This is a genomic window from Geobacillus sp. G4 (genome assembly GCF_040327975.1).
Taxonomy (GTDB): Bacteria; Bacillota; Bacilli; order Bacillales; family Anoxybacillaceae; genus Geobacillus; species Geobacillus thermoleovorans.
In genome coordinates, this window is the sequence record NZ_JBEPJY010000002.1 from 274,989 (window position 1) to 297,846 (window position 22,858).

Sequence of the window (22,858 nt, forward strand, 5' to 3'; positions counted from 1 at the left end):
TACGTCCCCACCTTTCTGCCAACGTCCCTTCTGTATATTGTACGACCGTCCGCCTCGCGCCGCAAGAAAAGCGCCGATAGGAACGAAAAGGCCCCGAACGGGTCGGGGCCTTTTCATTATTTCGCCGCTTTCGCCGCTTCAATCGCCGCTTCGTAGTTCGGATGGTTCGTCACTTCCGGCACGTATTCGACATACGTCACTGTGTCATTGCTGTCGATGACAAACACGGCGCGGGCAAGCAGGCGCAGTTCTTTGATCAAGACGCCGTATGCTTGTCCGAACGAAACATCGCGATGGTCGGACAACACTTGAACGTTCTCAATGCCGGCGGCGCCGCACCACCGCTTTTGCGCAAACGGCAAATCGACGCTGATCGTCAACACTTTCACATTGTCGAGCTTTGCCGCTTCCTCGTTAAACCGGCGCGTTTGCGCGTCGCAAACTCCGGTGTCGAGCGACGGAACGACGCTGATCAGGCGGACGTGCCCTTTCGTATCCGCGAGCGTCACTTCCTGCAAGTTTTGATCAAGCACGGTGAAATCCGGCGCTTTGTCGCCGACTTTCACTTCGTTGCCGACAAGCGTCACCGGCTGCCCTTTAAACGTCACATAGGCCATGGGTTCTCTCCCCCTTTAGAAAAAATATGTACTACTTCCATACTAAAACGCGGAACGGAATTTTTCAACGATTTTGTCCGTTCATGACAGCAGACAAACAAAAGGCCGGACGCCAACGGTCCGGCTAAATGTCAAAGTCGTCTGCTTTTTGGCCTGCGGCGCCGTCTTTCTTGTTTTTCTTCAGCATCGCCTGAATCTTCTCAAACGCCTGCGGCGCGACATCGAGAATTTTTTCGTATAAGTGCGTGCTTTCATCCAAATGGAGCAGCTTCACCCCGGACGAGTTGACGACGAGAAACGCAATCGGCGTAATCGAGACGCCGCCGCCGCTGCCGCCGCCAAACGGATGTCCGTTCCCTTGGGCCTGCCCGTTCCCGTCGGCTTGCGCCCCTTGGCGGCCATTTTGTTGACCGTCAAGCATAAACTCGCTGCCGCCGGCGGCAAAGCCAAACCCGACTTTCGAAACGGTCAAAATGACACTGCCGTCAGGCGTCTCCACCGGGTCGCCGATAATCGTATTGACGTCGATCATTTGTTTTAAGTTTTCCATCGCTGTTGTCATCAGCCCTTGAATCGGATGGTTCGTCATCGTCATTCCTCCTAGTAGCCTTCATTTGCCTGCTTGGCCGCCAATGGGTTTCGCTTTGGCAGCCGCCGTCCGCGCCAATGTTTGACCACTCGCAATCCTGCTACCATAGCATGCCCGATTCGAAACTGAATCATACATAAAAACACCGTTTCCGAAGCGGCCCGATCGTAGGCCGGAACGATGGCGACAGCCGGAGTTGTTTTCATGTTCATATAGCGGCTCGCCGCGCCGATGATCATGTATTTCAGCGACCAGCCAAGCCCCACGAGCAAGCCGGTTGACGCGGCGTCGCCGGTGCCGATTCTCGTTTTCCACTCCCATTTCGTAATCGTCACGTGGCGATAAAATTGTTTCATAATTTCATGCAAGTCGACGACTTGCTCGAGAAACCGTTTCAGCTGTCGAAACAGGTCAGCGATTTTTTTTAGGGTCAATTTCCCTTTCTTTTCCTCCTTCCCGCGCGTTCCCTCCACTCCTTTTTTTTGGAGAAACGCCACTCCCGGCGCATCCGGATCCATGTCCAGCTTGATGAACGGAATGCGGACAGTATAGCGGAGGAGGCCAAACAGCGTGCGCACCACGATTTTGCATTCATCGTCGTCTTTCACATGGCGAAACACGACCGTCACCGATACTTTCATCCAGGCGACGAGAAGAAGCAAAAGAACAACCGTTGCGATGACCGCGATGACTGCTTTCAATGTCCGCCCTCCCTTTCATCATACATTGTCGCCATCTGGAAAAAAAATAAACCTGCCGTTTCGGCAGGCGGACATTGGTTGACGTTCTGTTCTTGATGCAGGCGGATTGTTACTCGCGGACGACGATCGTATCCGCGAACTGGTCATGCATCCCTTTTTTCTTTTCGGAAAACGCAACAAACAAAAAACCGATGAACAGCAATTTTTTCGCGATGAATTTGCCGACGACTTCGCGAAACAACACGGTCAGCCAGGTGAGCGGCTCGCCGCGCTCATCGACCACTTTTAAGCCGAACACCATTTTGCCAAGCGTCTGCCCAAACGCTTTCGTCATCAACACGAAATAGGCGTAAAAGACGACGGCGGCCGCGACCGTCGCTGGCGCGAACAAACCGTCCTGCGCAAGCGGCCAATCGAACAGGCGAAAAAGCGGCCAAACGATGAGCCGGTTGAGGCTCGAGACAACAATGACATCAAGGCAATACGCCCAAAAACGAAGCCAAAAGCCGCCGTAGCAGAGGGGGCGCTCTGCCGGCGGGAGATGATGATCCGCCAGCGTCGCCGTTATTTGCATGTCCGTCATGTTTCCACTCCTTTATTCGGCGTATAAATACATAAGCCGCGGCGAGGAAGGGCGCGACAACAGGCGGATGAGCCCGGCCGCCTCGCTGTCCGGCTTCATCCGGTTCGACACCATCTCAAAGAGAGAGCTCCACGGCGCATCGTTCACGTATTTTACGACTTGAGCGCCGGTTAAATGATGCTCTTTTTTGAGCGCAGCGATCGCGTCATCCAAGTAGCCGAACTCGTCGACAAGGCGGAGCGCCTTCGCCTGTCGCCCGTCATAAATGCGGCCGTCCGCCAGCTTGCGCACCGTGTCTTCCGGCAGCTTTCTCCCTTTGGCTACCACATCAACAAACGCATCATACGAATCATTGATCAGCCGCTGCAAAATCTTCCGTTCCGCTTCGGTCATTTTGCGCGCCGGATTCATGATGTCTTTGTACGGCCCGCTTTTGATCGTGACAAGCTCCACGCCGTACTTCTTTGCCAGCCCTTCATAGTTGACGCTTTGCATGATGACGCCGATGGAGCCGGTGATCGTCTCCGGGCTGGCGAAAATTTTATCGCCGGCCGCAGCGATATAGTAACCGCCCGAGGCGGCCATGGCCCCCATCGATACGTAAATCGGCTTGTTCGTCTTCTTTTTCAGCTTCATCAGCTGATCGTAAATTTCCGCGCTTTCCGCGACACCGCCGCCCGGCGAATTGATGCGCAAGATGATCGCTTTGACGTCTTGATCCTCTTTCGCCTGTTTGATCATTTGCAAAAACGTTTGGTGGTTGTACTGTGATGAGGAAAGAAGCGACTCCGCTTCCCCCGCATCTTGAATAACTCCGTTCACTTCCAACACAGCGATTTTTTTCAACGGGTCGCCCTCGGCGATGACTTCTTCGCTAAATGGCGACTCCATGAGCGCCAGCCAGCTTTCCGACCAGCCGCCGGCCTTGTCGGACAAAAGAACGCCAACCGCTTGAACAAGCACCGAGATCACAAACAAGGCGGCGGCGATGGCCAACGCGGTCCATCGTTTTCGATTCATCGTCTTCCCCCCTGCATCGGCTGCCCATATTTTTAGAATCCTGGCAAACGTGGTACAATATTCATTGTACATCGATTGATTAGATGATGCCATCGGGAGGACGCAAAACATGGATATGGAACGCAACCGTCTTTATTTTTTTTATAAGCGCGACGACAAGCTCATCGAACGAGTGAAGCCGCTCATTGAGCTGGCAGAGCGCGGTCCGTTTGTGGTCGTCGACGACTATCGGGAAGCGAACATCATCGTCAGCATCGGGGATGACGGCGCGTTTTTGCAGGCGGTGCGGCAGACGGGATTTCTTCCTGACCGTTTGTACGTCGGCGTGTCCGTCTTGCCGGCGCGCGGGTTTTACTGCGATTTCCATATTGACGACATCGATCATATGGTGGAAGCGGCGAAAAATTGGAAACTCGAAGTGCGGCGCTACCCAATCATCGAAGTGACGATCGACGGCGCGGCTTCGTTTTTCTGCTTAAACGAATGTTCGATCCGCTCGCAAATCATTAAAACGATGGCGATCGACGTTTTCATCGACGACTTGCATTTCGAGACGTTCCGCGGCGACGGCATCATCGTTTCGACGCCGACCGGCAGCACCGGCTACAATAAATCGGTGCACGGAGCGGTCGTCGATCCGCTCTTGCCGTGCTTTCAAGTGAGCGAACTCGCCTCGCTCAACAGCAACCGCTATCGGACGCTCGGCTCGCCGTTCATTTTGAGCGGCTCGCGGACGTTGACGCTGAAAATGTCGGAAGAAACAAGCCATTTTCCAATCATCGGCCTCGACAATGAAGCGCTCAGCATCCAGCATATTGAGCGGATTGACATTCGTTTAAGCGACCGGGTGGTCAAAACGGTGCGCCTAAAAGACAATTCGTTCTGGGATAAAGTGAAACGCGTCTTTTTGTGAAGCGTGTGTCTGTTCTCCCGGCGAAACACCGGATCTAAAATGGCGAATCCGTTCGACGCGCATGCGGCAAGAGGGTGTCTCGCAACGAGACACCCTCTTGTTTGGCCGCTGTGCGGACATCGCTCCGCTTCTGGCAACGGCCAGCTCAATCGGCTCTTTCTGCTTACAACGACCGGCCGGCAAGGCGGGCTTCCCGCTCGCGCAGCTCGACGCGGCGGATTTTTCCGGACGCCGTTTTCGGCAAATCGTCGACAAACTCGATTTTGCGCGGGTATTTGTACGGCGCCGTCAACTGTTTCACATGTTCTTGCAGGGCCGGAATCAGAGACGGATCGTCTTTGTCGACCCCGTCGCGCAGCACGACAAACGCTTTGACAACATGGCCGCGCACTTCATCCGGACTGGCGACGACGGCGCACTCTTTTACGGCTGGGTGCTTGACAAGCGCGTCTTCGACTTCAAACGGGCCGATCGTATAGCCGGCGCTGATGATGATGTCATCCCCGCGGCCTTCAAACCAGAAATAGCCGTCTTCGTCTTTGCGCGCTTTGTCTCCCGTAATGTAGTAGTCGCCGCGGAACTGCATCGCTGTCCGCTCCGGATCTTTGTAATAATACTTAAACAGCGCCGGCGTTTCGATATGGACGGCGATGTCGCCGACTTGTCCGGGCGGGCACGGCTCGCCGTTTTCATCGATAATTTCGACGCGGTTGCCTGGCGTCGGTTTCCCCATCGAACCCGGCTTGATGGGCATTCCTTTCATGACGCCGACAAGCAGCGTGTTTTCTGTCTGGCCGTAGCCGTCGCGCACTTCGACGCCGAAATGCTTGGCAAACGTGTCGATCACTTCGCGGTTGAGCGGCTCTCCGGCGGACACGGCGCTGTGCAAATGAGATAGATGATAGCGGCCGATGTCCGGCACTTTCGCCATCAAACGATACTCGGTTGGCGTGCAGCACAGCACATTGATGTTGTATTTTTCCAATAGCTACAAATATGTTTCCGGCTCAAAGCGGCCGTAGTAGACGAAACCGGTCGCCCCCGAGCCGAGCACCGATAAAAACGGGCTCCAAATCCATTTTTGCCATCCCGGTCCGGCCGTCGCCCAAACGAGGTCGCCTTCTTCAATGCACAGCCAGTTTTTCGCAGCCGTGCGCAAGTGGGCGTACGCCCAACCATGGCAATGGACGACCCCTTTCGGATTGCCGGTCGTGCCGGATGTGTACGACAAAAACGCCATATCATCGCGCGAGGTATCCGCCGCCTCGAGCGTTTCGCTCTCTTTGGCCATGGCGTCTTCAAGCGGAATCCATCCGTCCCGGGGTTCCCCGATGACGAACTTCGTCAAACGTTCGATGCCGTCAATCGGCGCAAATTCGTCCGTATACGGCGCATAAGCGACAACCGCTTTCGCTTCGCTATGGACGAGCCGATATTGCAAATCCTTTGTCCGCAGCATCTCCGAGCTTGGGATGACGACAAGCCCGGCTTTGAGCGCCCCTATATACACTTCGTATGTTTCAATGAGGCGCGGCATCATGACGAGCACTTTATCGCCTTTTTCGAGCCCATGTGATAAGAAAGCGTTTCCAATTTGGTTGGCGCGCGCCATCAAGCGGCCGTATGTAATCTCTTTCGTTTCGCCTTGCTCGCTCTCCCATTTCAACGCGATCCGGTCCGGGTCGGCGGCCGCATGCCGTTCCATTTCCGATGTTAAATTGTAGCGCTCGGGAGCAATCAAGTCTTCCCGCCTCATCGTTCCTCTCCCCCTCTGTCTTGTTTCGCCTTGGTCGGCATCTCTATTATACAAAATAGTCGTTCTATTTTGAATACCGTTTTTCTCATATGAAAGCGGCGGGGAATGCCCCCGCCGCGTAAGCCATCAGTAAGCCATCATTATGAAATTAGAATTGGCGTGCGCCGCCCAATTGTTGCTGCGCCATGGCTACGAGACGTTTCGTGATCTCGCCGCCGACCGAACCGTTGGCGCGCGAAGTCGTGTCAGCGCCTAAGTTCACGCCAAATTCTTGAGCGATCTCATATTTCATTTGCTCCAGCGCTTGTTGCGCACCCGGAACAAGCAGTTGATTGCTGTTGTTGCGTGCCATCTGTTTTCACCTCCTTGTACCTATAGAATGTGTGAAAACAGATGGCGATATGCAGCGATGCTTTTTGGTAAATTTTGAGATTCAAAACAGCTCGGCAAACTCATCGCCCTGCCCTGTTTCTTCATCAATGACGAGCGTTTCTGTGTCATTGACTGCCTTTTCCAGAAGCGGAGCGAGGTCGAGCTGGCTCTCATAATGGAACACTTTTTCTTTTTTTGGCTTCGTTTTCGGCGCTCTTGGCGTAAAAATGGTGCAACAGTCTTCATACGGAAGAATGGAAATATCATGTGTGCCGATTTGCTTCGCCAGCTCGATAATTTCAAGTTTATCCATCGAAACAAGCGGGCGCAAAATCGGGGTATTGGTCACCTCATTGATCACGTACATGCTTTCTAGCGTCTGGCTCGCGACTTGGCCGAGGCTTTCGCCTGTGACAATCGCCAACGCCCGCTGGCGGCGGCGCAGCGCGTCGGTGATCCTAAGCATCGCCCGCCGAGTGGAAATGAGCGAGTACTCGTTCGGAACTCCTTGATAAATGGCTTGCTGCACTTCCGTAAACGGCACGATGTGAAGCTTGATTCTCCCGCCGTATGTCGTCAACTTGCGCACGAGGTCAATCACTTTTTGCTTCGCCCGTTCGCTTGTAAACGGCGGGCTGAAAAAGTGGACGGCCTCGATTTCCAAACCGCGCTTCATCGCCAAATAACCAGCAACCGGGCTGTCGATGCCGCCGGAGAGCATGAGCATCGCCTTGCCGCTCGTTCCGACCGGCAGGCCGCCGGCGCCGAAAATGTCGCGGCACGTGACATATGTCCCGTCTTGGCGCACTTCAATGCGCACGTCAATATCCGGCTCGCGCACGTTGACCCTAAGCCCGTCCGTCTGCCGCAAAATATGCGCCCCCACCTCGTAGTTCAGCTCGTCGCTTCGATACGGAAACTGCTTATCGACGCGGCGGGCGCTCACTTTAAACGTTTTTCCTTTGTATGGGAGCTGGCGGACGGCGGCGAGCGCCGTTTCCTTAATGGCGTCCAGATCGTTTTCGCACTTCATCGCCAGGCTGAACGAATGAATGCCAAAAACGGTTTTCAGCTTTTCGATGATCGGTTCATGCGGCTCGCCGTTTAATAAAATGTACATTCGGTCGCGCATATATTCAATCTGAATCCGCTCGAACGCCTGCAGTTTGCGGGCAATGTTGTTTTTAAGACGCCGGACGAAGATGTTCCGATTTTTTCCTTTCGTCGTCATTTCTCCGTAGCGGATCAAAATGCGGTCATAGTTCATCATCTTATTCCGTTACCTCGCTTAATGTTTTGATCGCCTGCTTGATCGCTGCCACCGCCGGCGCGATTTCTTCCCGGCTGTTGTCAAACGACAAGCTGATGCGAATGCCGCGCTCGGCTCGGTCTTCACCAAGCCCCATGGCCAAAAGCGTCTTGCTCGGCGCCTTTTTTTTCGATGAACAGGCTGACGTCGTCGAAACGTAGATTCCGCTTTTTTCCAGTTCGTGAACAAACACTTCCGGCTTCACGCCGCGCTTTAACGAAAAGTTGATGATATGAGGAGCGGCGCCATCGCGCGGCGTGTTGATCTCGATGTCTGGAATCGCCAAGAGCGCTTCAAGCCACTCGTCTTTCAATGCTTGAAGCCGGCCGATGTCCCGCTCGTAGCGCTCGAGCGCCAAGCGAAGCGCCTTCGCCATCGCGACGATGGCGGCGACATTTTCCGTTCCGGACCGAAGCTGCCGCTCCTGCCCGCCGCCGGCAATCAACGGCGCCAAGCGGACGCCTTCACGGACGTAAAGCAAGCCGGCGCCGCGCAATCCGTGAAATTTATGCGCCGATATCGTGCATAAATCGACACCGGCTTGCTTCAAGTCGAGCGGCACTTTGCTGATCCCTTGCACCCGATCGACGTGAAACAATGTTTTCGGATAGCGGGACAAGAGGGCGCCGATTTCTTCGATCGGCTGCACCGTGCCAACTTCGTTATTGACGTGCATGACCGACACGAGAATCGTATCGTCGCGCAGCGCGCGTTCCACTTGCTCAACCGATACCCTTCCTTCGCGGTCGACCGGCAAGTACGTCACCTCAAAACCAAGCTCCTCAAGCTGGCGGCACGGTTCAGCGACAGACGGATGCTCGATTTTCGTCGTAATGATATGCCGGCCGCGCCGCTGATATTGCCAGGCGACCCCTTTGATGGCGAAATTGTTCGCCTCCGTTCCGCCGGAGGTAAAAACGATTTCGTTCGGCTTAACGCGCAGCATGGCGGCGATTTGTTCACGCGCCTGCGCCAAAAGCCGCTCCGCCTTCATGCCCAGCCCATGGAGCGACGACGGATTGGCAAAATAGTTCGTTGCGACGGCGACGAACGAATCGATCACCTCGGGAAATGGTTTGGTCGTCGCACTGTTGTCAAGATAAATCATCGCTTCCATCCTCCGCTCATTGTCGGCAAAATATCGCTGTACATCGTCCATCTTAACCAAAACAGGCGCCAATCGACAACGAAAACACACCGTCATTTACATTATTCACCAAAAACCCATTGAACAATCTCCCACCTGCGCTTAGAGGTGGGAGATTCTTGGGAACACCCGCCCCACGGCAGGCTGTCAGCCAAGCCATCCCCGTGCGTCCCACGGTTTGGCTGCCTTACGAAGACAGCAAACGAAGCCCCTCATTCAAGATATTCCGGGCGGCGTTCTTGTTCGAGGGAAGAGGCAGAAAAGCTTGTGTTCAGCCATATGATTCTGTGTTTTTTAGGTAAAATAATGGATAATCAATACTCGTGATCGGGTGGTTTATCACTGTTCGCGGCTGTTATCCTCCTGCCATAATTTCTGCACACGGTCAAACGCGCCCGGCTCGACTTCTTCAACGGCCGCCACCGCCTGCCGGAGCGCCTCCTCATAATCATAATGGCGAAATAAAAATTCGGCTTCTTCCAGCCCTTTGCGGACCGCTGGATAGCGGCGGCGGTAGCGGTTGCCGTATTGAATCGTCCGCTCCGCCAGCGTCGCCTGTTCGATCATTTCCACCGTCCGCTCATACAACCGTTCCACAGCCGCTTTCGCCTCCTCCAACGCTTGGTCGACCGCCGGCATGTCAAGCGGCTTTTCTTCAAGACGCGCGGCAACGGCTTGCAAGCTGCGTCTCGCTTCCGCCAATTCAAGCGCATACGGTTCAGGCAGCCCCGGCAGCCGGCTTTTTTGCACAAGGCGGAGCGCCTCGGCCAATGTTTTTCTCATGCCGTCAAGCTTTTCGCGGGCGATCAATTCGTCTTTGCGCAGCGTCTGCAGCATCGTTCGAAACTGTTCATGCTCTTCCTTCATGAGGTCGATCTGAGACACAAGCTGCTCAAGCTCCTCTTTCAGGAGCGAATACGCTGTTTTCGCCTCGGCAACGCGGTCTTGAATGAGAAAAAACCGCTTTTGCAACTGGTGCAGCTGCTTTTCGATGCTCCGGTACTTTTCGAGGTCGCTTGGCGCCAAATGGTAGCTTTGCTGGACGAACAGCGCCTCGGCCTCGGTTTCCTTCGCCTCGGCGGCGAGCTCCTGAAGCATGCCGCTGAGGCGCGGCATTTCCGTTTGCACATATTGATGCGCGAGCACTTCGTTTTCGAGCAAATCGTAGAGCGCGTCGATCTCTTCTTTCAGCTCAGCGACAATCTGCTTCGCTTCTTCGATGCGCAGCTCATGGATCATGGCCAGACATTGCTCGATTTTTTCCCGTTTTTCCTGAAGCGTGCGCTCCATGTGCAAATGGTCAAGGATGTATCCGCGCTCTTCCATCTCTCGATAGCCATCAGCCAACTCAGCGAGCTGAGCTGGCAACGACGTTTGGCATTCGCCAAGAAGTTTGGGAATTTCTTCTATCATGGCTGTGAGCCGGCCGAGCTCTTCCTTCAGTGTCAGAACCACATCGCGCGCCGCCAAATAGTTGCCGGCTTCCGTCAATTCGGCAAACCGCTGAAACTGCTTTTCCGCTTCCGTTAAACGGACGTCAAGCAAGTCGGCAGCCGAACCGAACGTATAACGGTAAGCAAGCAGCGCCTTTTTCGCTTCCCGGTGAGCCGCACGCAGCTCCTCGATCTCCGCCCGGCTTTGTTCCTCGCTGCCGATCAACTCATTCACTTCATGAATGATTTCATGCACTTCTTCCTCAAGACGACGCAATCCGTCGGCGATCTGCCCAAGCAGCCGGCGCGCCTGCCGGTAGCGGTATTTGTCGAGCAGCCGCTCCGCGTCAAACAGCTGTTCTTCCACATTCGGCAGCTTCACTGCCACAATGTCGTCCCATTGCTGGCGCCATCGTTCAAACAGCTGCTCCGTCTCCCCTGTCATATTCAGCTGTTTCACTTTCGCCAGCTCATCCGGCACCGGCCGGTTCATCAAGTTGATTTTCCATTCCTCGAGCCGATCGATTTCCCGGTACATCCGCTTCCGGTACACATGATTATATATGATTGCCCCCGCTCCGAGGAGCAGAACGATCCATGCCATTCCCATCCGCTGATGCCCTCCTTGCATTCAAGCTACTTCTATCGAACAAACGAAAATAGCGGAGAAGGCAAAAATATATGTTTTTCAATGTTTTTATGATACCATGTTAACGACATTTTTTGACCAAAATTTTTATTTTTTTTACAAGAATCTTCACTATTTTTGCTATGATACATAAGGAAGAAAGGAGGAAAATCGATCATGCGCGACGGGCATATTCATACGCCGTTTTGTCCGCACGGAAGCCAAGATCCGCTTGAGGCCTATGTAGAGCGCGCGATCGAACTGGGCTATACCGACATTTCCTTTACGGAGCATGCCCCGCTTCCTGAGCGGTTTATCGATCCAACGCCCAACCAGGACTGTTCGATGAAGCTTAGCCAGCTTGAGCGCTATTTGCACGCCGTCGCTGAGGTGAAAGCCCGCTACCGAAACGACATTGCCATCCGTGTCGGGCTCGAAGTCGATTTTATTCCTGGCTTTGAGGAAGAAACAACCCGCCTGCTCGACGAGGTCGGCCCGCTGCTTGACGACAGCATTTTATCGGTTCACTTTTTGGCCCACGAAGGGCAATATGTATGCCTTGATTACAGCGAAGATATGTTCGCCGACATCGTCCGCTTGTTCGGATCGGTCGAACGCGTCCACCGCGCCTACTACGAAACGGTGCTGCAATCGATCCGCACGGAGCTTGGCCGCTACAAACCGAGACGCATCGGCCATATGACGCTTGTGCGCAAGTTCCAACGCCGTTTCCCATGCTTGGAACCAATGGATGAGTGGATTGTTGCCATTCTCGATGACATCAAGCAGTTCGGCTATGAATTGGACTACAACGGCGCCGGCGCCGCCAAACCGCTCTGCCTTGAGCCGTATCCGCCGGGCGGCGTGATCGCCGAGGCGCGGCGGCGGGGCATCCCAATCGTCTACGGATCCGACGCCCATCGCGCCGCCGACTTGCACCAAGGACGGGAGAGGATGGACCGCGAGGCGCTTTCGGTTGACAACCGCCCGCAGCCGTCATAAAATAGGCGAATCAGCCATTTCCCTGCTTGCATCCTGCTGGATGTTGAGGCCAGAGTCCTGCTCCAACCATGATGAAAAAGGAGGCTAGTTCTATGTTTCGTCCCATGGCTTACAACGGAACACGCGAAGAAAATTACGCGCTCGTCATCGAACAGCTGAAATCGCTCATTTCCGGGGAACCCAACTTCATCGCCAACTTGGCGAACGCAGCCGCCTTGCTCAACCAGTTTTTCACCGACATCAATTGGGTCGGTTTTTATCTCGCAGACGGCGAGGAGCTTGTGCTTGGCCCGTTCCAAGGCTTGCCGGCATGCGTGCGCATTCCGTTCGGCAAAGGGGTGTGCGGCACGGCGGCCGCCAAACGGCGGACGGTGGTCGTTCCAGACGTTCACCAATTCCCGGGCCATATCGCCTGCGATGCGGCGTCTCAATCGGAAATCGTCGTGCCGCTCATCAAAGACGACCGCGTCATCGGCGTTCTTGACATCGACAGCCCGGTGAAAAACCGCTTCGATGACATCGACCGCCGCTACTTGGAGCAGTTTGCCAGCGTGCTCATTTCCGCCTGACGAAAAAAGCGCACCAAGCGCGAAGAAGGAATCCGCTTGCTCGGATTCCTTTTTTTTACACCTTATACAAATGACAGTCATCGTGCACAAAAATGCAGTTTTTTCCCGTCTCTTTTGCCATATAAAGCGCGGCGTCGGCTCGTTTGAACAGCTGTTTTGCATCCTCGCAGCCTTGGCGCTCCCACCATGACACGCCGCACGAAACGGTCACCGTCGGAATCGTTTGTTCTCTGACTTTTTCTGTGATGCGGCGGGCAATCGAAATGGCGTCAGACAGCGGCACTTTCGGCAAATACACCGCCAGCTCTTCCCCGCCCCAACGCGCCGCCACATCGCCATCGCGAATGTTGGCGCGCACCGTCTCAGCCACTTGGACGAGCACCCCATCGCCCGTTTGATGGCCGTACACATCGTTGATTTGCTTAAAGTTGTCAATGTCAAACAAAATGAGCGCCCCGGATGCATCGGATCCCATGGATGTTTGGATCACCTCGTCCAAGTAACGGCGCGTATGCAGCTTTGTCAAATAATCGGTGACTACCATCTTCTCGAGCTCTTCGCGCAGCATCGCGTTCATAAACGCCAGCGTTGAATGTTGAACGAGGGATTCCAAGAGCTTAAACATCTCAAACGTAAATCGGTATGGCTCGCTGGCGAGCGCAATGCACAGTCCCTTCGTTTCCTTGTTTTGCTGCATCGGCGCCGCCATGATGGAACGAAACGAACCGAAAGCGGACACGCATACATCACCGGCAAATAAAATGTCATTTCCGCTTTGGCGCCGCTTTTCCACCCATTCGATATAGGGCTCGGACCGATGGTCGAAAAAAAACGGCGTGCTGCCTGGCAAAAGCTCCCGCTTGCCGTCGGCAAACAAGAAAAAACCGACTTCATCCGCGCCGAACGATTGTTGGATTTGCGATACCATGTACTCAATGGCTTCATGAAGCCGCGGCCGGGCGTTCAATTGGCGCATTGTGTCGTTGATCAGCTGCAAATCGGCGACAAGCCGGCGCGACTGTTCATACAACTTGGCGTTCTCAAGCGCGCTTCCAGCCGTGCTCGCCAGCAGCGAAATAAAATGAATCTCTCGTTTTGGAAATGGCGCAGCGTATGGGGCGATAATTTCAATCACCCCATACACCGCCTGCGCCCCTTTAATCGGGGCGTACAGCACCGAGCGCGGCGGCGCCTCCATCTCCTCGCATTGCACTTGTCCAGTCAAAAACGCCCGCAACGCCGCCGTCTGTTTTTCCCTTTCATCCAATACAAGCGTTTTAATTGGCAAATTTCCGCGCAGATGGTTGTCATGCGACAACAGAAGGTGGTAGGTGAATGATGGATAGACGTTTTGCAGCGTGCGGATAATTTCTTCAAGCACAACATCGATATGCATCGAGGAATGAATTTTTGCGGCAAAGTGATGCAGCTGTCCATACCGTTTCTCTTCGCCCTCTCCTTGCAGCACCGCGCTAAGTTTCCGAAACAATCGCGCCAAATCCGTCCGGATCTCCCACAACAACCGCTCGTCAAAACCGCCATCTTTTCGATACATCAGCTCGACCATCGCCGGCGTCTCATCGGAAAGCATGAAAAAGAGCCGGGCCGCCATATGCGGCCCACCGGCATCGACAACAGCGACTTTCCGCTCTCCATCAGCCGCGATCGGCCCAGCGTCCGGCGTCCCAACCGCGGCCGCTTCCGGATAAAAGGCAGCCCGCACCGGGTCGTACAAATAAAAAACGGCTTGCTCGAGCGCCAGCTCTTCTTTTAGCAGCGCGAGCAACTCGCCCGCCGCCGCCGAAAACGGCCCATCGTCCTGAAACGCCAAAAACCAGTGGAAAAATTTTTGTTTAAATGATTCATACCGTTTCATTTCTTCCTTGTTCATCGCCTTTTCCACCCAAACCGGCATCATCATTCCAAACGAGAGAATGGGATGACAATTTTTTAAAAATTGCATCTTTTATTATACCATACCAATGGAGAAAAAGGGAAACAAAATGTTGACTTTATCCTCTAAAAATCATATAATAGCCTTTGTGTAAAATATAGCAGCCTTTGTGCCCGCCTTTATGGTTCATTTTGTTCCTCGGCCCGCCGAGGTGCATCGTGTAACTCTTAGCTGCGAGAGCGAGGATGCATGAAAACAAAATGGCCATAATTGTTGGCGCACATCTGCTTTTATTTTACGAATAAAAGCGCAAGGAGGAGCAACGAATGGCTCGTTATACTGGTCCAATGTGGAAAATTTCCCGCCGCCTTGGCATCTCGTTGAGCGGCACGGGGAAAGAATTGCAAAAACGTCCGTATCCGCCTGGCCAACACGGTCCAGGGCAGCGTCGGAAATTGTCGGAATATGGCGTGCAGCTACAAGAAAAGCAAAAGCTGCGCCATATGTACGGTGTAAACGAGCGCCAATTCCGCAAAACGTTTGAAGAAGCAGGCAAAATGCCGGGTAAACACGGCGAAAACTTCATGATTTTGTTGGAGTCGCGCCTAGACAACCTCGTCTATCGCTTAGGGTTGGCCCGCACGCGCCGTCAAGCCCGCCAGCTCGTGACGCACGGCCACATTTTGGTCGACGGCAGCCGTGTCAACATCCCGTCGTACCGAGTCAAACCGGGACAAACGATCGCCGTTCGCGAAAAATCGCGCAACTTGCAAGTGATTAAAGAAGCGCTCGAAGCGAACAACTACATTCCGGATTACTTGACGTTCAATCCGGAAAAAATGGAAGGGACGTACACCCGCTTGCCGGAGCGTTCCGAACTGCCGGCGGAAATCAACGAAGCGCTCATCGTCGAGTTCTACTCGCGTTAAGGCGCAAAAAAGATCCGAAATGCCGATGCATTTCGGATCTTTTTTCTTAGGCGTAGCGAATCAAATAATACTTTTTCTTCCCGCGGCGGATGACCGTAAACCGCCCCTCAAGGCGGTGTTCAGCCGTTAATATGGCTCCGACGTCTTGAAGGCGCTCGCCGTTGACGTAAATGGCGCCGTTTTGGATGTCTTCGCGCGCTTGCCGCTTCGATGGCGAAATGCCGGCAGAAACGAGCAGCTCGACAAGCGGAACGTCGCCTCCTTCATGAACGAATGACGGCACATCTTTGAACCCTTGCTCAATTTCCGCCGCTGTCAAATTGGCAATGTCGCCGCTAAAGAGCGCTTCAGAAATGCGAATCGCTTGCCTGAGCGCCTCTTCGCCGTGCACGAGCTTTGTCACTTCCTCAGCAAGCGCCTTTTGGGCCGCCCGCTTCTCTGGGGCTTCACGAAGCTCTTGTTCAAGCGCTTCGATTTCCTCTTTTGACAGGAACGTAAAGTACTTCAAGTAGCGGATCACATCGCGGTCGTCGGTGTTGATCCAAAACTGGTAAAACTCGTACGGCGATGTTTTCTCTTTATCGAGCCAAATCGTGCCGCTTTCCGTTTTCCCGAATTTCGTGCCGTCCGCTTTCGTCACAAGCGGGATCGTCAAGCCAAACGCCCGCGCCTCGCCTTTCGTTTTGCGAATAAGCTCAAGCCCTGCCGTGATGTTGCCCCATTGGTCGCTCCCGCCGATTTGCAGGCGGCAGCCTTCCGTCTCGTACAGGCGGAGAAAATCGTATGCCTGCAGCATCATATAGCTGAACTCGGTAAATGAAATGCCCGTCTCGATGCGCGATTGCACCGACTCTTTCGCCATCATGTAGTTGACGCTGAAATGCTTGCCCACATCGCGCAAAAACGTAATGACATCCAGCGGCCCGATCCAGTCGTAGTTGTTTTTGATTTTCGCCGGATTGCCGTCCGCTTCAAAATCTAAAAAACGGCCGAGCTGTTCTTTAATACGCGCGCTCCATGCCTCGACGGTTTCTTTCGCATTGAGCGTGCGCTCGCTTTTTTTCCCGCTCGGGTCACCGATCAACCCCGTCGCTCCGCCGACTAGGGCGATCGGCCGGTGCCCCGCCTGCTGGAAGCGGCGCAGCGTCAAAATGGCGGCCAAGTTGCCGATATGCAAACTGTCCGCCGTCGGGTCAAACCCGCAGTAGAGCGTCACCCGCTCCTCATTCAACAGCTTGCGCAACCCGTCTTCATCCGTCGTTTGGTTGACGAGCCCGCGCCATTGCAATTCCGCAAGCAAATCCATATCCTTCACCTCTCTATAAATGTCATGCAAAAGAAAACACCCGCCCGTGATGAAGGGGCGAGTGTTCGTCGCGGTACCACCCTACTTAGAAAGCATGGTGCTTTCTCACTCATTTGGATAACGGCGCCGGCCGGCGGATGGCTACTAGGTGCCAAAAACGTTCGCCATCGCTGCTCAGGGAGGTAATTCACGCCTGCCTGTGGACTGGCTCGCACCGTCCGCCAGCTCTCTGCACCAGGGAGACAGCCGCTACTTGTTCCCATCATCGCTTTCTCATATGAAATATATACATTCTTATTACCATAGCGATGCGCTCGCTGTCAACCCTAACGCTTTTCGCACAAACGGCGAAAAATCGGCAAAATTCCACAATGCCTCCCCTTCCTATGGTATACTGATATATAATGACTTGCCGCATAGGGGGGCTGGCATGAAGCGAAACCAACTTTCCATTTCTCTTGAAAAAGCGTGGCATTATTTTTCCCTTACATACGATGTGGTTTGGAACGTCATCTTAATTTTGCTCATCGCCGCACTCTGCCTTGTCTGCTTTGCCATCGGCGCCGGTGCCGGCTATTTTGCCTTTTTGGTCAAAGATATGCCCGTTCCCTCGCCCGACGAGATGAAAAAGGAGATTTACCATTACGGCGAAACGAGCCACATGTACTTTGACGGCGGCGTATATTTAGGGCGGTTCCGGTCCGACCTTGACCGCGAGGCGGTGCCTCTTTCCGAGGTGTCGCCATACGTCGTGCAGGCGATCATCGCGACCGAAGACGAACATTTTTATGAACACGACGGCGTCGTTCCGAAGGCCGTCATCCGCGCCGTGTTTCAAGAGCTGACCAACTCGCCGGTCAAAAGCGGCGGGAGCACGCTTACGCAGCAGCTCGTCAAAAACCAGATGTTGACGAACGAGGTGTCGTTTGAGCGGAAGGCGAAAGAAATGCTGCTTTCACTTCGTCTGGAGAAATTTTTTTCCAAAGAAGACATTTTAGAGGCGTATTTAAACGTCGTTCCGTTCGGCCGCAATTCTTCAGGGCGCAACATCGCCGGCATCCAAGCCGCGGCCCAAGGCGTCTTTGGCGTCAACGCCAAAGAGTTGAATCTCGCTCAAGCGGCGTTTTTGGCCGGACTGCCGCAAAACCCGTTCGTCTACACCCCGTTTGCCGCTGACGGCAGCGTCAAATCGGATCTCTCGGCGGGATTGAAACGGATGAAAACGGTGCTGTACCGGATGAAACGGGCCGGCTACATCTCGGAAAAACAGTATAAGGAAGCGCTTTCCTATGATGTGGCGAAGCATTTGGCCGCCCCGAAGCCGTCGCCGTTTGAACAATATCCGTTTTTGACGATGGAGATTGAGCGGCGGGCGAAAGAGGTGCTCGCCGAGACGTTCGCCAAGCGCGACGGCTATAAGCCGGAAGAGGTGAAGCGCGACCCCGCTCGTTTCCGCCGCTATCTCGGCGAGGCGGAAAAAGCGTTGCGCCAAGGCGGATATCGGATTTATACGACGATCGACAAAAAGATTTATGAACAAATGCAGCGCATCGCCGCCCGCTACCCGTATTACGGAAGCGACAATGTGTATTACACCAAAGACAAGAAAACAGGAAAAATGATCCCCCATCGCCAACCGGTCGAAGTCGGGGCGATGCTCATCGAAAACAAAACGGGAAAAATCATCAGCTTCGTCGGCGGCCGCGATTATGGGCGCGAGCAGTTGAACCACGCCACCCAAGCGCACCGGTCCAACGGGTCAACGATGAAACCGCTCTTAGTATACGCGCCGGCGATGGAGATGGGCGTCATCCAGCCGGCGACGATCATTCCCGACTTGCCGCTTTCGATCGGTTCGTATACACCGAAAAACGCGGACGGAAAAACGCACGGGCTCGTCACGGCGCGCTATGCCTTGCAGCAATCGTTCAACATTCCGGCCGTTCGGACGTATATGAGAATTCGATCCCGCCATCCGATTGACTATTTGCATAAAATGGGGGTCACGAGCGTCGCCAAACAAGAAGAGGCCAATCCAGCTTTGGCGATCGGCGGGACGCACATTGGCGTCACGGTCGAGGAAAACGTCAACGCCTATGCGACGTTCGCCAATTACGGATCGTTCGTGGACGCTTACATGATTGAGAAGATTGTGGACAAAAACGGAAAGATCGTTTACAAACATCAAAGCAAACCCGTCCCGGTGTTTTCGCCGCAAACGTCGTACTTGATGATTGATATGATGCGCGACGTGCTTCACGGCGGAACGGCCTCGTCGGTGCCGCGCTACTTGACCTTTTCCGCCGATTGGGCGGGAAAAACCGGCACATCGCAAGACAAGCGCGATTCGTGGTTTATCGCCGTCAATCCGAACGTCACGTTCGGCGTTTGGATCGGCTATGACCGGCCGGCGCCGCTTGAGTCCCGCTACAAAGGGCTTTCCTACAGCCAGCGCACCCAGCTGTTATGGGCGCGGTTGATCAATGCTGCCTATCAAGAAAACCCGAAGCTCATCGCTCCGCCGAAGCGGTTTCTCATGCCAGGCGGCATCGTCCGCCGCGCTTACTGCGCCGCGAGCGGCTTCAGCCCGTCGGCCGCGTGCGAAAAAGCCGGGCTCGTCCGTTACGATCTGTACAATACGAAGTTTGCACCGCGGGAAGGAAGCGGCGAGGAAGTGATGGAAAGCCGGGTCGTCGTCATCGGCGGACGCCGCTATGTGGCGCTTGAGACGACGCCGGAAGAGTTTGTCACTCGCGAAGTGATCGTGAATCCGAAGCTTCTCGCCGATTGGGGGATCAACGGCGAAGGGCAGGCGGGCGATGCATCGCTCGTCTCCACATTAAAGGAAAACGGCCGTCCACCGGCTCCACCCGCCGCTCGGCTTGCAGGGGGCAAGCTCGTCTGGAATCGCCATAACGAGCCGGATGTCATCGGCTACCGCGTCTATCTAGTGAACGAAACGGGGGAACGACGCCTCGCCGCCGCTGTTAAAGCGGACGAGGCAGCCTCGTTTTCGCCGCTGCAGCCGGGCGCCGCGTACTGCGTCACTGCTGTGGACATCGCCGGACAGGAATCGGCGCCGTCGAACCTCGTTTCGCTGCCGTCCGCCTCGCCGCCCAATTCCGGTCATCAAAAGAGCGGCGAGCCGTCTTCTCCCCCGCCGTCGGGTGACGTAGAGTGACAAGGAGCTGACCCAAAAGATTGTCTTTCTTTGATTGGCTTTCTTTAGAAGATGCCATTCGTTTTGAATAAAGAGTTGGCGCGTATATATGGTGATCGAAAAGAGGGTGTCCCGATCCTTGTTGGGACACCCTTTCTTGTTTTGTGAAGATGGGGAAAGCACAACGATTTTCGCCAAATGGATGGTTCTTAAGCGAAGAGGAAACGGGCATGTATCAAGTTTTTCAAATGGAGAAATCACGCTGTTGGCCGCGTTTTCCGTTCCATCACCGTCTTTGCAGCCGCCCCGCTTCGGCCCCAGTCTGAAAAGAACAACAGCGCCTGGAACAGCGGATGTTCCAGACGCTTTTCGCTCATCAGTCTTCCATCGTCGACAAATCGCCGGTCGGCAAGTTGAGCTCCCACGCCTTTAGGACGCGGCGCATGATTTTCCCGCTCCGCGTTTTCGGCAGTTTGTCGCGGAACTCGATCTCACGCGGCGCGGCATGAGCGGCAAGCCCTTTTTTCACAAATTGGCGGATGTCTTCTTTCAGCTCCTCGGACGGCTCGTACCCTTCGCGAAGCGCGATGAACGCTTTGATGATTTCCCCGCGCACCGGATCCGGCTTGCCGATGACGCCGGCTTCGGCAACGGCCGGATGCTCGACGAGCTTGCTTTCGACTTCAAACGGCCCAACGCGCTCGCCGGATGTGTTGATGACATCGTCAACACGGCCTTGGAACCAGAAGTAGCCGTCTTCATCCATGTAGGCCGAATCGCCGGATACGTACCAGTCGCCGATAAAGTATGATTCATATTTTTGCGGGTTGTTCCAAATCGTTTTCATCATCGACGGCCAGCCTTTTTTGATGGCCAAGTTGCCCATCCGGTACGGCGGCAAGACGTTTCCTTGGTCATCAATGATCGCCGCCTCAACGCCCGGAATCGGTTTCCCCATCGATCCCGGCTTGATTTCCATGCACGGGTAGTTGCAAATGAGATGCCCGCCTGTTTCCGTCATCCACCACGTATCATGGATGCGGCGGCCGAACACTTTCATCCCCCAGCGGATGACTTCCGGGTTGAGCGGCTCGCCGACGCTCAAAATGTGGCGGAGCGAGCTTAAATCATATTTTTTCACGACTTCATCGCCGGCGCCCATCAGCATGCGGAACGCCGTCGGCGCGCTGTACCAGACGGTGACGCCGAAATCTTGGATCGTTTGATACCAAGCATCCGGGCTGAAGCGGCCGCCGACGATGACGCTTGACGCTCCGCACAGCCACGGGCCGAAGATGCCGTACGACGTCCCGGTCACCCACCCCGGGTCAGCCGTGCACCAGTAAATGTCGTCTTCTTTTAAGTCGAGCACCCATTTCGCCGTTTGATAGTGCTGAATCATCGCGTTATGGACGTGCAAAACGCCTTTCGGCTTGCCGGTCGAACCGGATGTGTAATGCAAAATCAAGCCGTCTTGGCGGTCGACCCATTCGATGTCGAAATGCTTGCTTGCCTCATTCATCCGCTTTTTCAAATCGATGTACGGCCCTTCCTCGACAATGCCGTCGCCGACCAAAAAGACGTACTTCAACTCCGGCAAATCGCCGACCGGCACGCGCGGCAGAAGCTCCGGCGTCGTAATGATCGCCTTCGCCCCGCTGTCTTCAAGACGGTCGCGCACCGCTCCTTCCATGAACGCCTCAAACAGCGGCCCGACGATGGCGCCGGTTTTAATGATCCCAAGCACCGCAAAGTACAGTTCCGGAGAACGCGGCATGAACACGAACGCACGGTCGCCCTTCTGAATGTCCGCCGCCTGTTTTAAGACGTTCGCCACCTTATTGGACATCTCTTTCATTTCTTTGAACGTATATTTCTCGTTCCGCACCGCGTCGCGGTAATAGAGCGCCACTTTATTTTTACGGAACGACTCAGCATGGCGGTCGATCGCCTCATACGCCATGTTGACTCGGCCCGTTTCATGCCAAGAAAACTCTTTCTCCACTTCCGACCATTGAAACTGTTTATATGTTTCTTCGTAGTTTTTCAAATTGTAGTCCCCTTGTATGACAGGAAGCCGTTCTGTGTTCATTCTCCGATCCCCCTTATGTAAGTGATTACATTTCTATTATAGTCGATTGAAAACCATTTCTCAATTTTTAAAATATTCCTCGTCCCCACTTTTTTGAAATTTTTTTGAACCGCGCCAGCCGGCGCCGTTTTTATGTATAATGGAAGCAGAACGACCAATTCAGGTGGTGGACGAATGGAACATAAAAAAACGTATAACGCCAAAGAGCTGAAAACCCCGAAAGGAACGCTCCTCATCGAAGGGCCGGTGACGCCGGAAGCGTTGGCCAGCTACGAATTCCACCATGACCTCACTTCCTTCCGCCCGCCTGCCAAACAGCACAAAGCGTTGATCGAAATCGCCAAGCTGCCGGAAGGGCGGATCATCATCGCCCGCCGCGGCGAGGTGATTGTCGGATATGTGACGTTTTTGTATCCCGATCCGCTTGAGCGTTGGTCGGAAGGGAACATGGAAAATTTGCTCGAGCTTGGCGCCATTGAAGTCATTCCGGAGTTCCGCGGGTTTGGCGTCGGAAAAAATTTATTGATCGTCTCGATGATGGACGACGCCATGGAAGACTACATCATCATTACAACTGAATATTACTGGCATTGGGATTTAAAAGGCACGGGGCTGAACGTATGGGAGTACCGAAAAGTGATGGAGAAAATGATGAACGCCGGCGGGCTCGTCTGGTATGCGACCGACGACCCGGAAATTTGCTCCCATCCGGCGAACTGCCTCATGGTCCGCATTGGCAAACGGGTCGACGCCGAATCGATTCAACGGTTCGACCGGCTTCGGTTTATGAACCGCTATATGTACTAGCTGAAATTCTCAGCTGTCCGGACGTTTGCGC

At 54.4% G+C, this 22,858-nt stretch carries 18 protein-coding genes, 1 pseudogene and 1 other annotated feature; of the genes and pseudogenes, 6 read left to right on the plus strand and 13 right to left on the minus strand.

Annotated features, from left to right (window positions below; genetic code table 11):
- Window positions 1-116 precede the first annotated feature (116 nt).
- From tpx to sppA, 5 genes are all read right to left on the minus strand, one after another.
- The gene (tpx, locus tag ABS784_RS03595) at window positions 117-617 is read right to left on the minus strand and encodes a thiol peroxidase (protein WP_011232261.1); all 501 of its coding nucleotides are present in this window, start codon (window positions 615-617) and stop codon (window positions 117-119) included.
- A gap of 124 nt (window positions 618-741) precedes the next feature.
- Window positions 742-1,206 carry a GerW family sporulation protein gene (gene ytfJ, locus ABS784_RS03600; protein WP_011232262.1) on the minus strand — a complete coding sequence of 155 codons (465 nt, stop codon included), beginning with the start codon at window positions 1,204-1,206 and terminating at the stop codon, window positions 742-744.
- 11 nt (window positions 1,207-1,217) lie between these two features.
- Window positions 1,218-1,907, minus strand: coding sequence for a DUF2953 domain-containing protein (locus ABS784_RS03605; RefSeq protein ID WP_352511464.1), 690 nt, complete (start codon window positions 1,905-1,907; stop codon window positions 1,218-1,220).
- Window positions 1,908-2,016: 109 nt separating this feature from the next.
- Window positions 2,017-2,490, minus strand: a complete 474-nt coding sequence (locus tag ABS784_RS03610) for an RDD family protein (RefSeq protein WP_023633310.1) — start codon at window positions 2,488-2,490, stop codon at window positions 2,017-2,019.
- Between the two features lie 12 nt (window positions 2,491-2,502).
- Window positions 2,503-3,510 carry a signal peptide peptidase SppA gene (gene sppA / locus ABS784_RS03615; RefSeq protein ID WP_011232265.1) on the minus strand — a complete coding sequence of 336 codons (1,008 nt, stop codon included), beginning with the start codon at window positions 3,508-3,510 and terminating at the stop codon, window positions 2,503-2,505.
- 109 nt (window positions 3,511-3,619) lie between these two features.
- Here sppA and ABS784_RS03620 point away from each other — a divergent pair, with 109 nt between their 5' ends.
- On the plus strand, window positions 3,620-4,423 hold the full coding sequence (locus ABS784_RS03620) for an NAD kinase (protein ID WP_011232266.1): 804 nt from the start codon (window positions 3,620-3,622) through the stop codon (window positions 4,421-4,423).
- Window positions 4,424-4,586: 163 nt separating this feature from the next.
- Here the strand turns inward: ABS784_RS03620 and mbcS are convergent.
- From mbcS to ezrA, 5 genes and pseudogenes are all read right to left on the minus strand, one after another.
- Window positions 4,587-6,179, minus strand: a pseudogene (gene mbcS / locus ABS784_RS03625) (acyl-CoA synthetase MbcS).
- Window positions 6,180-6,327: 148 nt separating this feature from the next.
- Entirely contained in the window at window positions 6,328-6,531 is a 204-nt protein-coding gene (locus ABS784_RS03630; protein ID WP_011232268.1) for an alpha/beta-type small acid-soluble spore protein, read from the minus strand.
- Between the two features lie 81 nt (window positions 6,532-6,612).
- Window positions 6,613-7,818 carry a tRNA uracil 4-sulfurtransferase ThiI gene (gene thiI, locus ABS784_RS03635; RefSeq protein WP_011232269.1) on the minus strand — a complete coding sequence of 402 codons (1,206 nt, stop codon included), beginning with the start codon at window positions 7,816-7,818 and terminating at the stop codon, window positions 6,613-6,615.
- Between the two features lie 4 nt (window positions 7,819-7,822).
- Entirely contained in the window at window positions 7,823-8,968 is a 1,146-nt protein-coding gene (locus ABS784_RS03640) for a cysteine desulfurase family protein (RefSeq protein WP_011232270.1), read from the minus strand.
- Between the two features lie 378 nt (window positions 8,969-9,346).
- On the minus strand, window positions 9,347-11,050 hold the full coding sequence (ezrA, locus tag ABS784_RS03645) for a septation ring formation regulator EzrA (RefSeq protein ID WP_352511467.1): 1,704 nt from the start codon (window positions 11,048-11,050) through the stop codon (window positions 9,347-9,349).
- Window positions 11,051-11,245: 195 nt separating this feature from the next.
- Here ezrA and hisJ point away from each other — a divergent pair, with 195 nt between their 5' ends.
- Together hisJ and ABS784_RS03655 are read left to right on the plus strand one after the other, a co-directional pair.
- Window positions 11,246-12,070, plus strand: a complete 825-nt coding sequence (hisJ, locus tag ABS784_RS03650) for a histidinol-phosphatase HisJ (protein WP_011232273.1) — start codon at window positions 11,246-11,248, stop codon at window positions 12,068-12,070.
- Window positions 12,071-12,162: 92 nt separating this feature from the next.
- Window positions 12,163-12,639, plus strand: a complete 477-nt coding sequence (locus ABS784_RS03655) for a GAF domain-containing protein (protein WP_011232274.1) — start codon at window positions 12,163-12,165, stop codon at window positions 12,637-12,639.
- 55 nt (window positions 12,640-12,694) lie between these two features.
- On the opposite strand, the gene ABS784_RS03660 is transcribed toward ABS784_RS03655, so the two are convergent.
- Window positions 12,695-14,554: a sensor domain-containing diguanylate cyclase gene (locus tag ABS784_RS03660; RefSeq protein WP_352511469.1), complete on the minus strand. Its 1,860-nt coding sequence runs from the start codon at window positions 14,552-14,554 to the stop codon at window positions 12,695-12,697.
- Window positions 14,555-14,859: 305 nt separating this feature from the next.
- Between ABS784_RS03660 and rpsD the strand changes: the two genes are divergently transcribed.
- The gene (gene rpsD, locus ABS784_RS03665) at window positions 14,860-15,462 is read left to right on the plus strand and encodes a 30S ribosomal protein S4 (RefSeq protein ID WP_352511471.1); all 603 of its coding nucleotides are present in this window, start codon (window positions 14,860-14,862) and stop codon (window positions 15,460-15,462) included.
- A gap of 46 nt (window positions 15,463-15,508) precedes the next feature.
- Here the strand turns inward: rpsD and tyrS are convergent, their stop codons facing one another.
- On the minus strand, window positions 15,509-16,768 hold the full coding sequence (gene tyrS / locus ABS784_RS03670) for a tyrosine--tRNA ligase (protein WP_015375638.1): 1,260 nt from the start codon (window positions 16,766-16,768) through the stop codon (window positions 15,509-15,511).
- Between the two features lie 50 nt (window positions 16,769-16,818).
- Window positions 16,819-17,043 (minus strand) — a binding site (T-box leader).
- A 155-nt stretch (window positions 17,044-17,198) separates the two neighbouring features.
- Between tyrS and ABS784_RS03675 the strand changes: the two genes are divergently transcribed.
- A complete protein-coding gene (locus ABS784_RS03675; RefSeq protein WP_023633313.1) occupies window positions 17,199-19,949 on the plus strand; it encodes a transglycosylase domain-containing protein in 2,751 nt (916 codons plus the stop codon).
- A 355-nt stretch (window positions 19,950-20,304) separates the two neighbouring features.
- Here ABS784_RS03675 and acsA read toward each other — a convergent pair whose 3' ends face one another.
- Window positions 20,305-22,020, minus strand: a complete 1,716-nt coding sequence (gene acsA / locus ABS784_RS03680; protein WP_352511473.1) for an acetate--CoA ligase — start codon at window positions 22,018-22,020, stop codon at window positions 20,305-20,307.
- Window positions 22,021-22,194: 174 nt separating this feature from the next.
- Between acsA and ABS784_RS03685 the strand changes: the two genes are divergently transcribed.
- Window positions 22,195-22,827: a GNAT family N-acetyltransferase gene (locus tag ABS784_RS03685; RefSeq protein ID WP_011232281.1), complete on the plus strand. Its 633-nt coding sequence runs from the start codon at window positions 22,195-22,197 to the stop codon at window positions 22,825-22,827.
- Window positions 22,828-22,858: the final 31 nt, after the last annotated feature.

Excerpts from the sequence above, each read along its gene's own strand:
- tpx (WP_011232261.1), bottom strand. The coding sequence starts at position 617 with ATGGCCTATGTGACGTTTAAAGGGCAGCCGGTGACGCTTGTCGGCAAC.
- ytfJ (WP_011232262.1), bottom strand. The coding sequence starts at position 1,206 with ATGACGAACCATCCGATTCAAGGGCTGATGACAACAGCGATGGAAAAC.
- ABS784_RS03610 (WP_023633310.1), bottom strand. The coding sequence starts at position 2,490 with ATGACGGACATGCAAATAACGGCGACGCTGGCGGATCATCATCTCCCG.
- sppA (WP_011232265.1), bottom strand. The coding sequence starts at position 3,510 with ATGAATCGAAAACGATGGACCGCGTTGGCCATCGCCGCCGCCTTGTTT.
- ABS784_RS03620 (WP_011232266.1), top strand. The coding sequence starts at position 3,620 with ATGGATATGGAACGCAACCGTCTTTATTTTTTTTATAAGCGCGACGAC.
- ABS784_RS03630 (WP_011232268.1), bottom strand. The coding sequence starts at position 6,531 with ATGGCACGCAACAACAGCAATCAACTGCTTGTTCCGGGTGCGCAACAA.
- thiI (WP_011232269.1), bottom strand. The coding sequence starts at position 7,818 with ATGAACTATGACCGCATTTTGATCCGCTACGGAGAAATGACGACGAAA.
- ABS784_RS03640 (WP_011232270.1), bottom strand. The coding sequence starts at position 8,968 with ATGATTTATCTTGACAACAGTGCGACGACCAAACCATTTCCCGAGGTG.
- ezrA (WP_352511467.1), bottom strand. The coding sequence starts at position 11,050 with ATGGGAATGGCATGGATCGTTCTGCTCCTCGGAGCGGGGGCAATCATA.
- hisJ (WP_011232273.1), top strand. The coding sequence starts at position 11,246 with ATGCGCGACGGGCATATTCATACGCCGTTTTGTCCGCACGGAAGCCAA.
- ABS784_RS03655 (WP_011232274.1), top strand. The coding sequence starts at position 12,163 with ATGTTTCGTCCCATGGCTTACAACGGAACACGCGAAGAAAATTACGCG.
- ABS784_RS03660 (WP_352511469.1), bottom strand. The coding sequence starts at position 14,554 with ATGCCGGTTTGGGTGGAAAAGGCGATGAACAAGGAAGAAATGAAACGG.
- rpsD (WP_352511471.1), top strand. The coding sequence starts at position 14,860 with ATGGCTCGTTATACTGGTCCAATGTGGAAAATTTCCCGCCGCCTTGGC.
- tyrS (WP_015375638.1), bottom strand. The coding sequence starts at position 16,768 with ATGGATTTGCTTGCGGAATTGCAATGGCGCGGGCTCGTCAACCAAACG.
- ABS784_RS03675 (WP_023633313.1), top strand. The coding sequence starts at position 17,199 with ATGAAGCGAAACCAACTTTCCATTTCTCTTGAAAAAGCGTGGCATTAT.
- acsA (WP_352511473.1), bottom strand. The coding sequence starts at position 22,020 with ATGAACACAGAACGGCTTCCTGTCATACAAGGGGACTACAATTTGAAA.
- ABS784_RS03685 (WP_011232281.1), top strand. The coding sequence starts at position 22,195 with ATGGAACATAAAAAAACGTATAACGCCAAAGAGCTGAAAACCCCGAAA.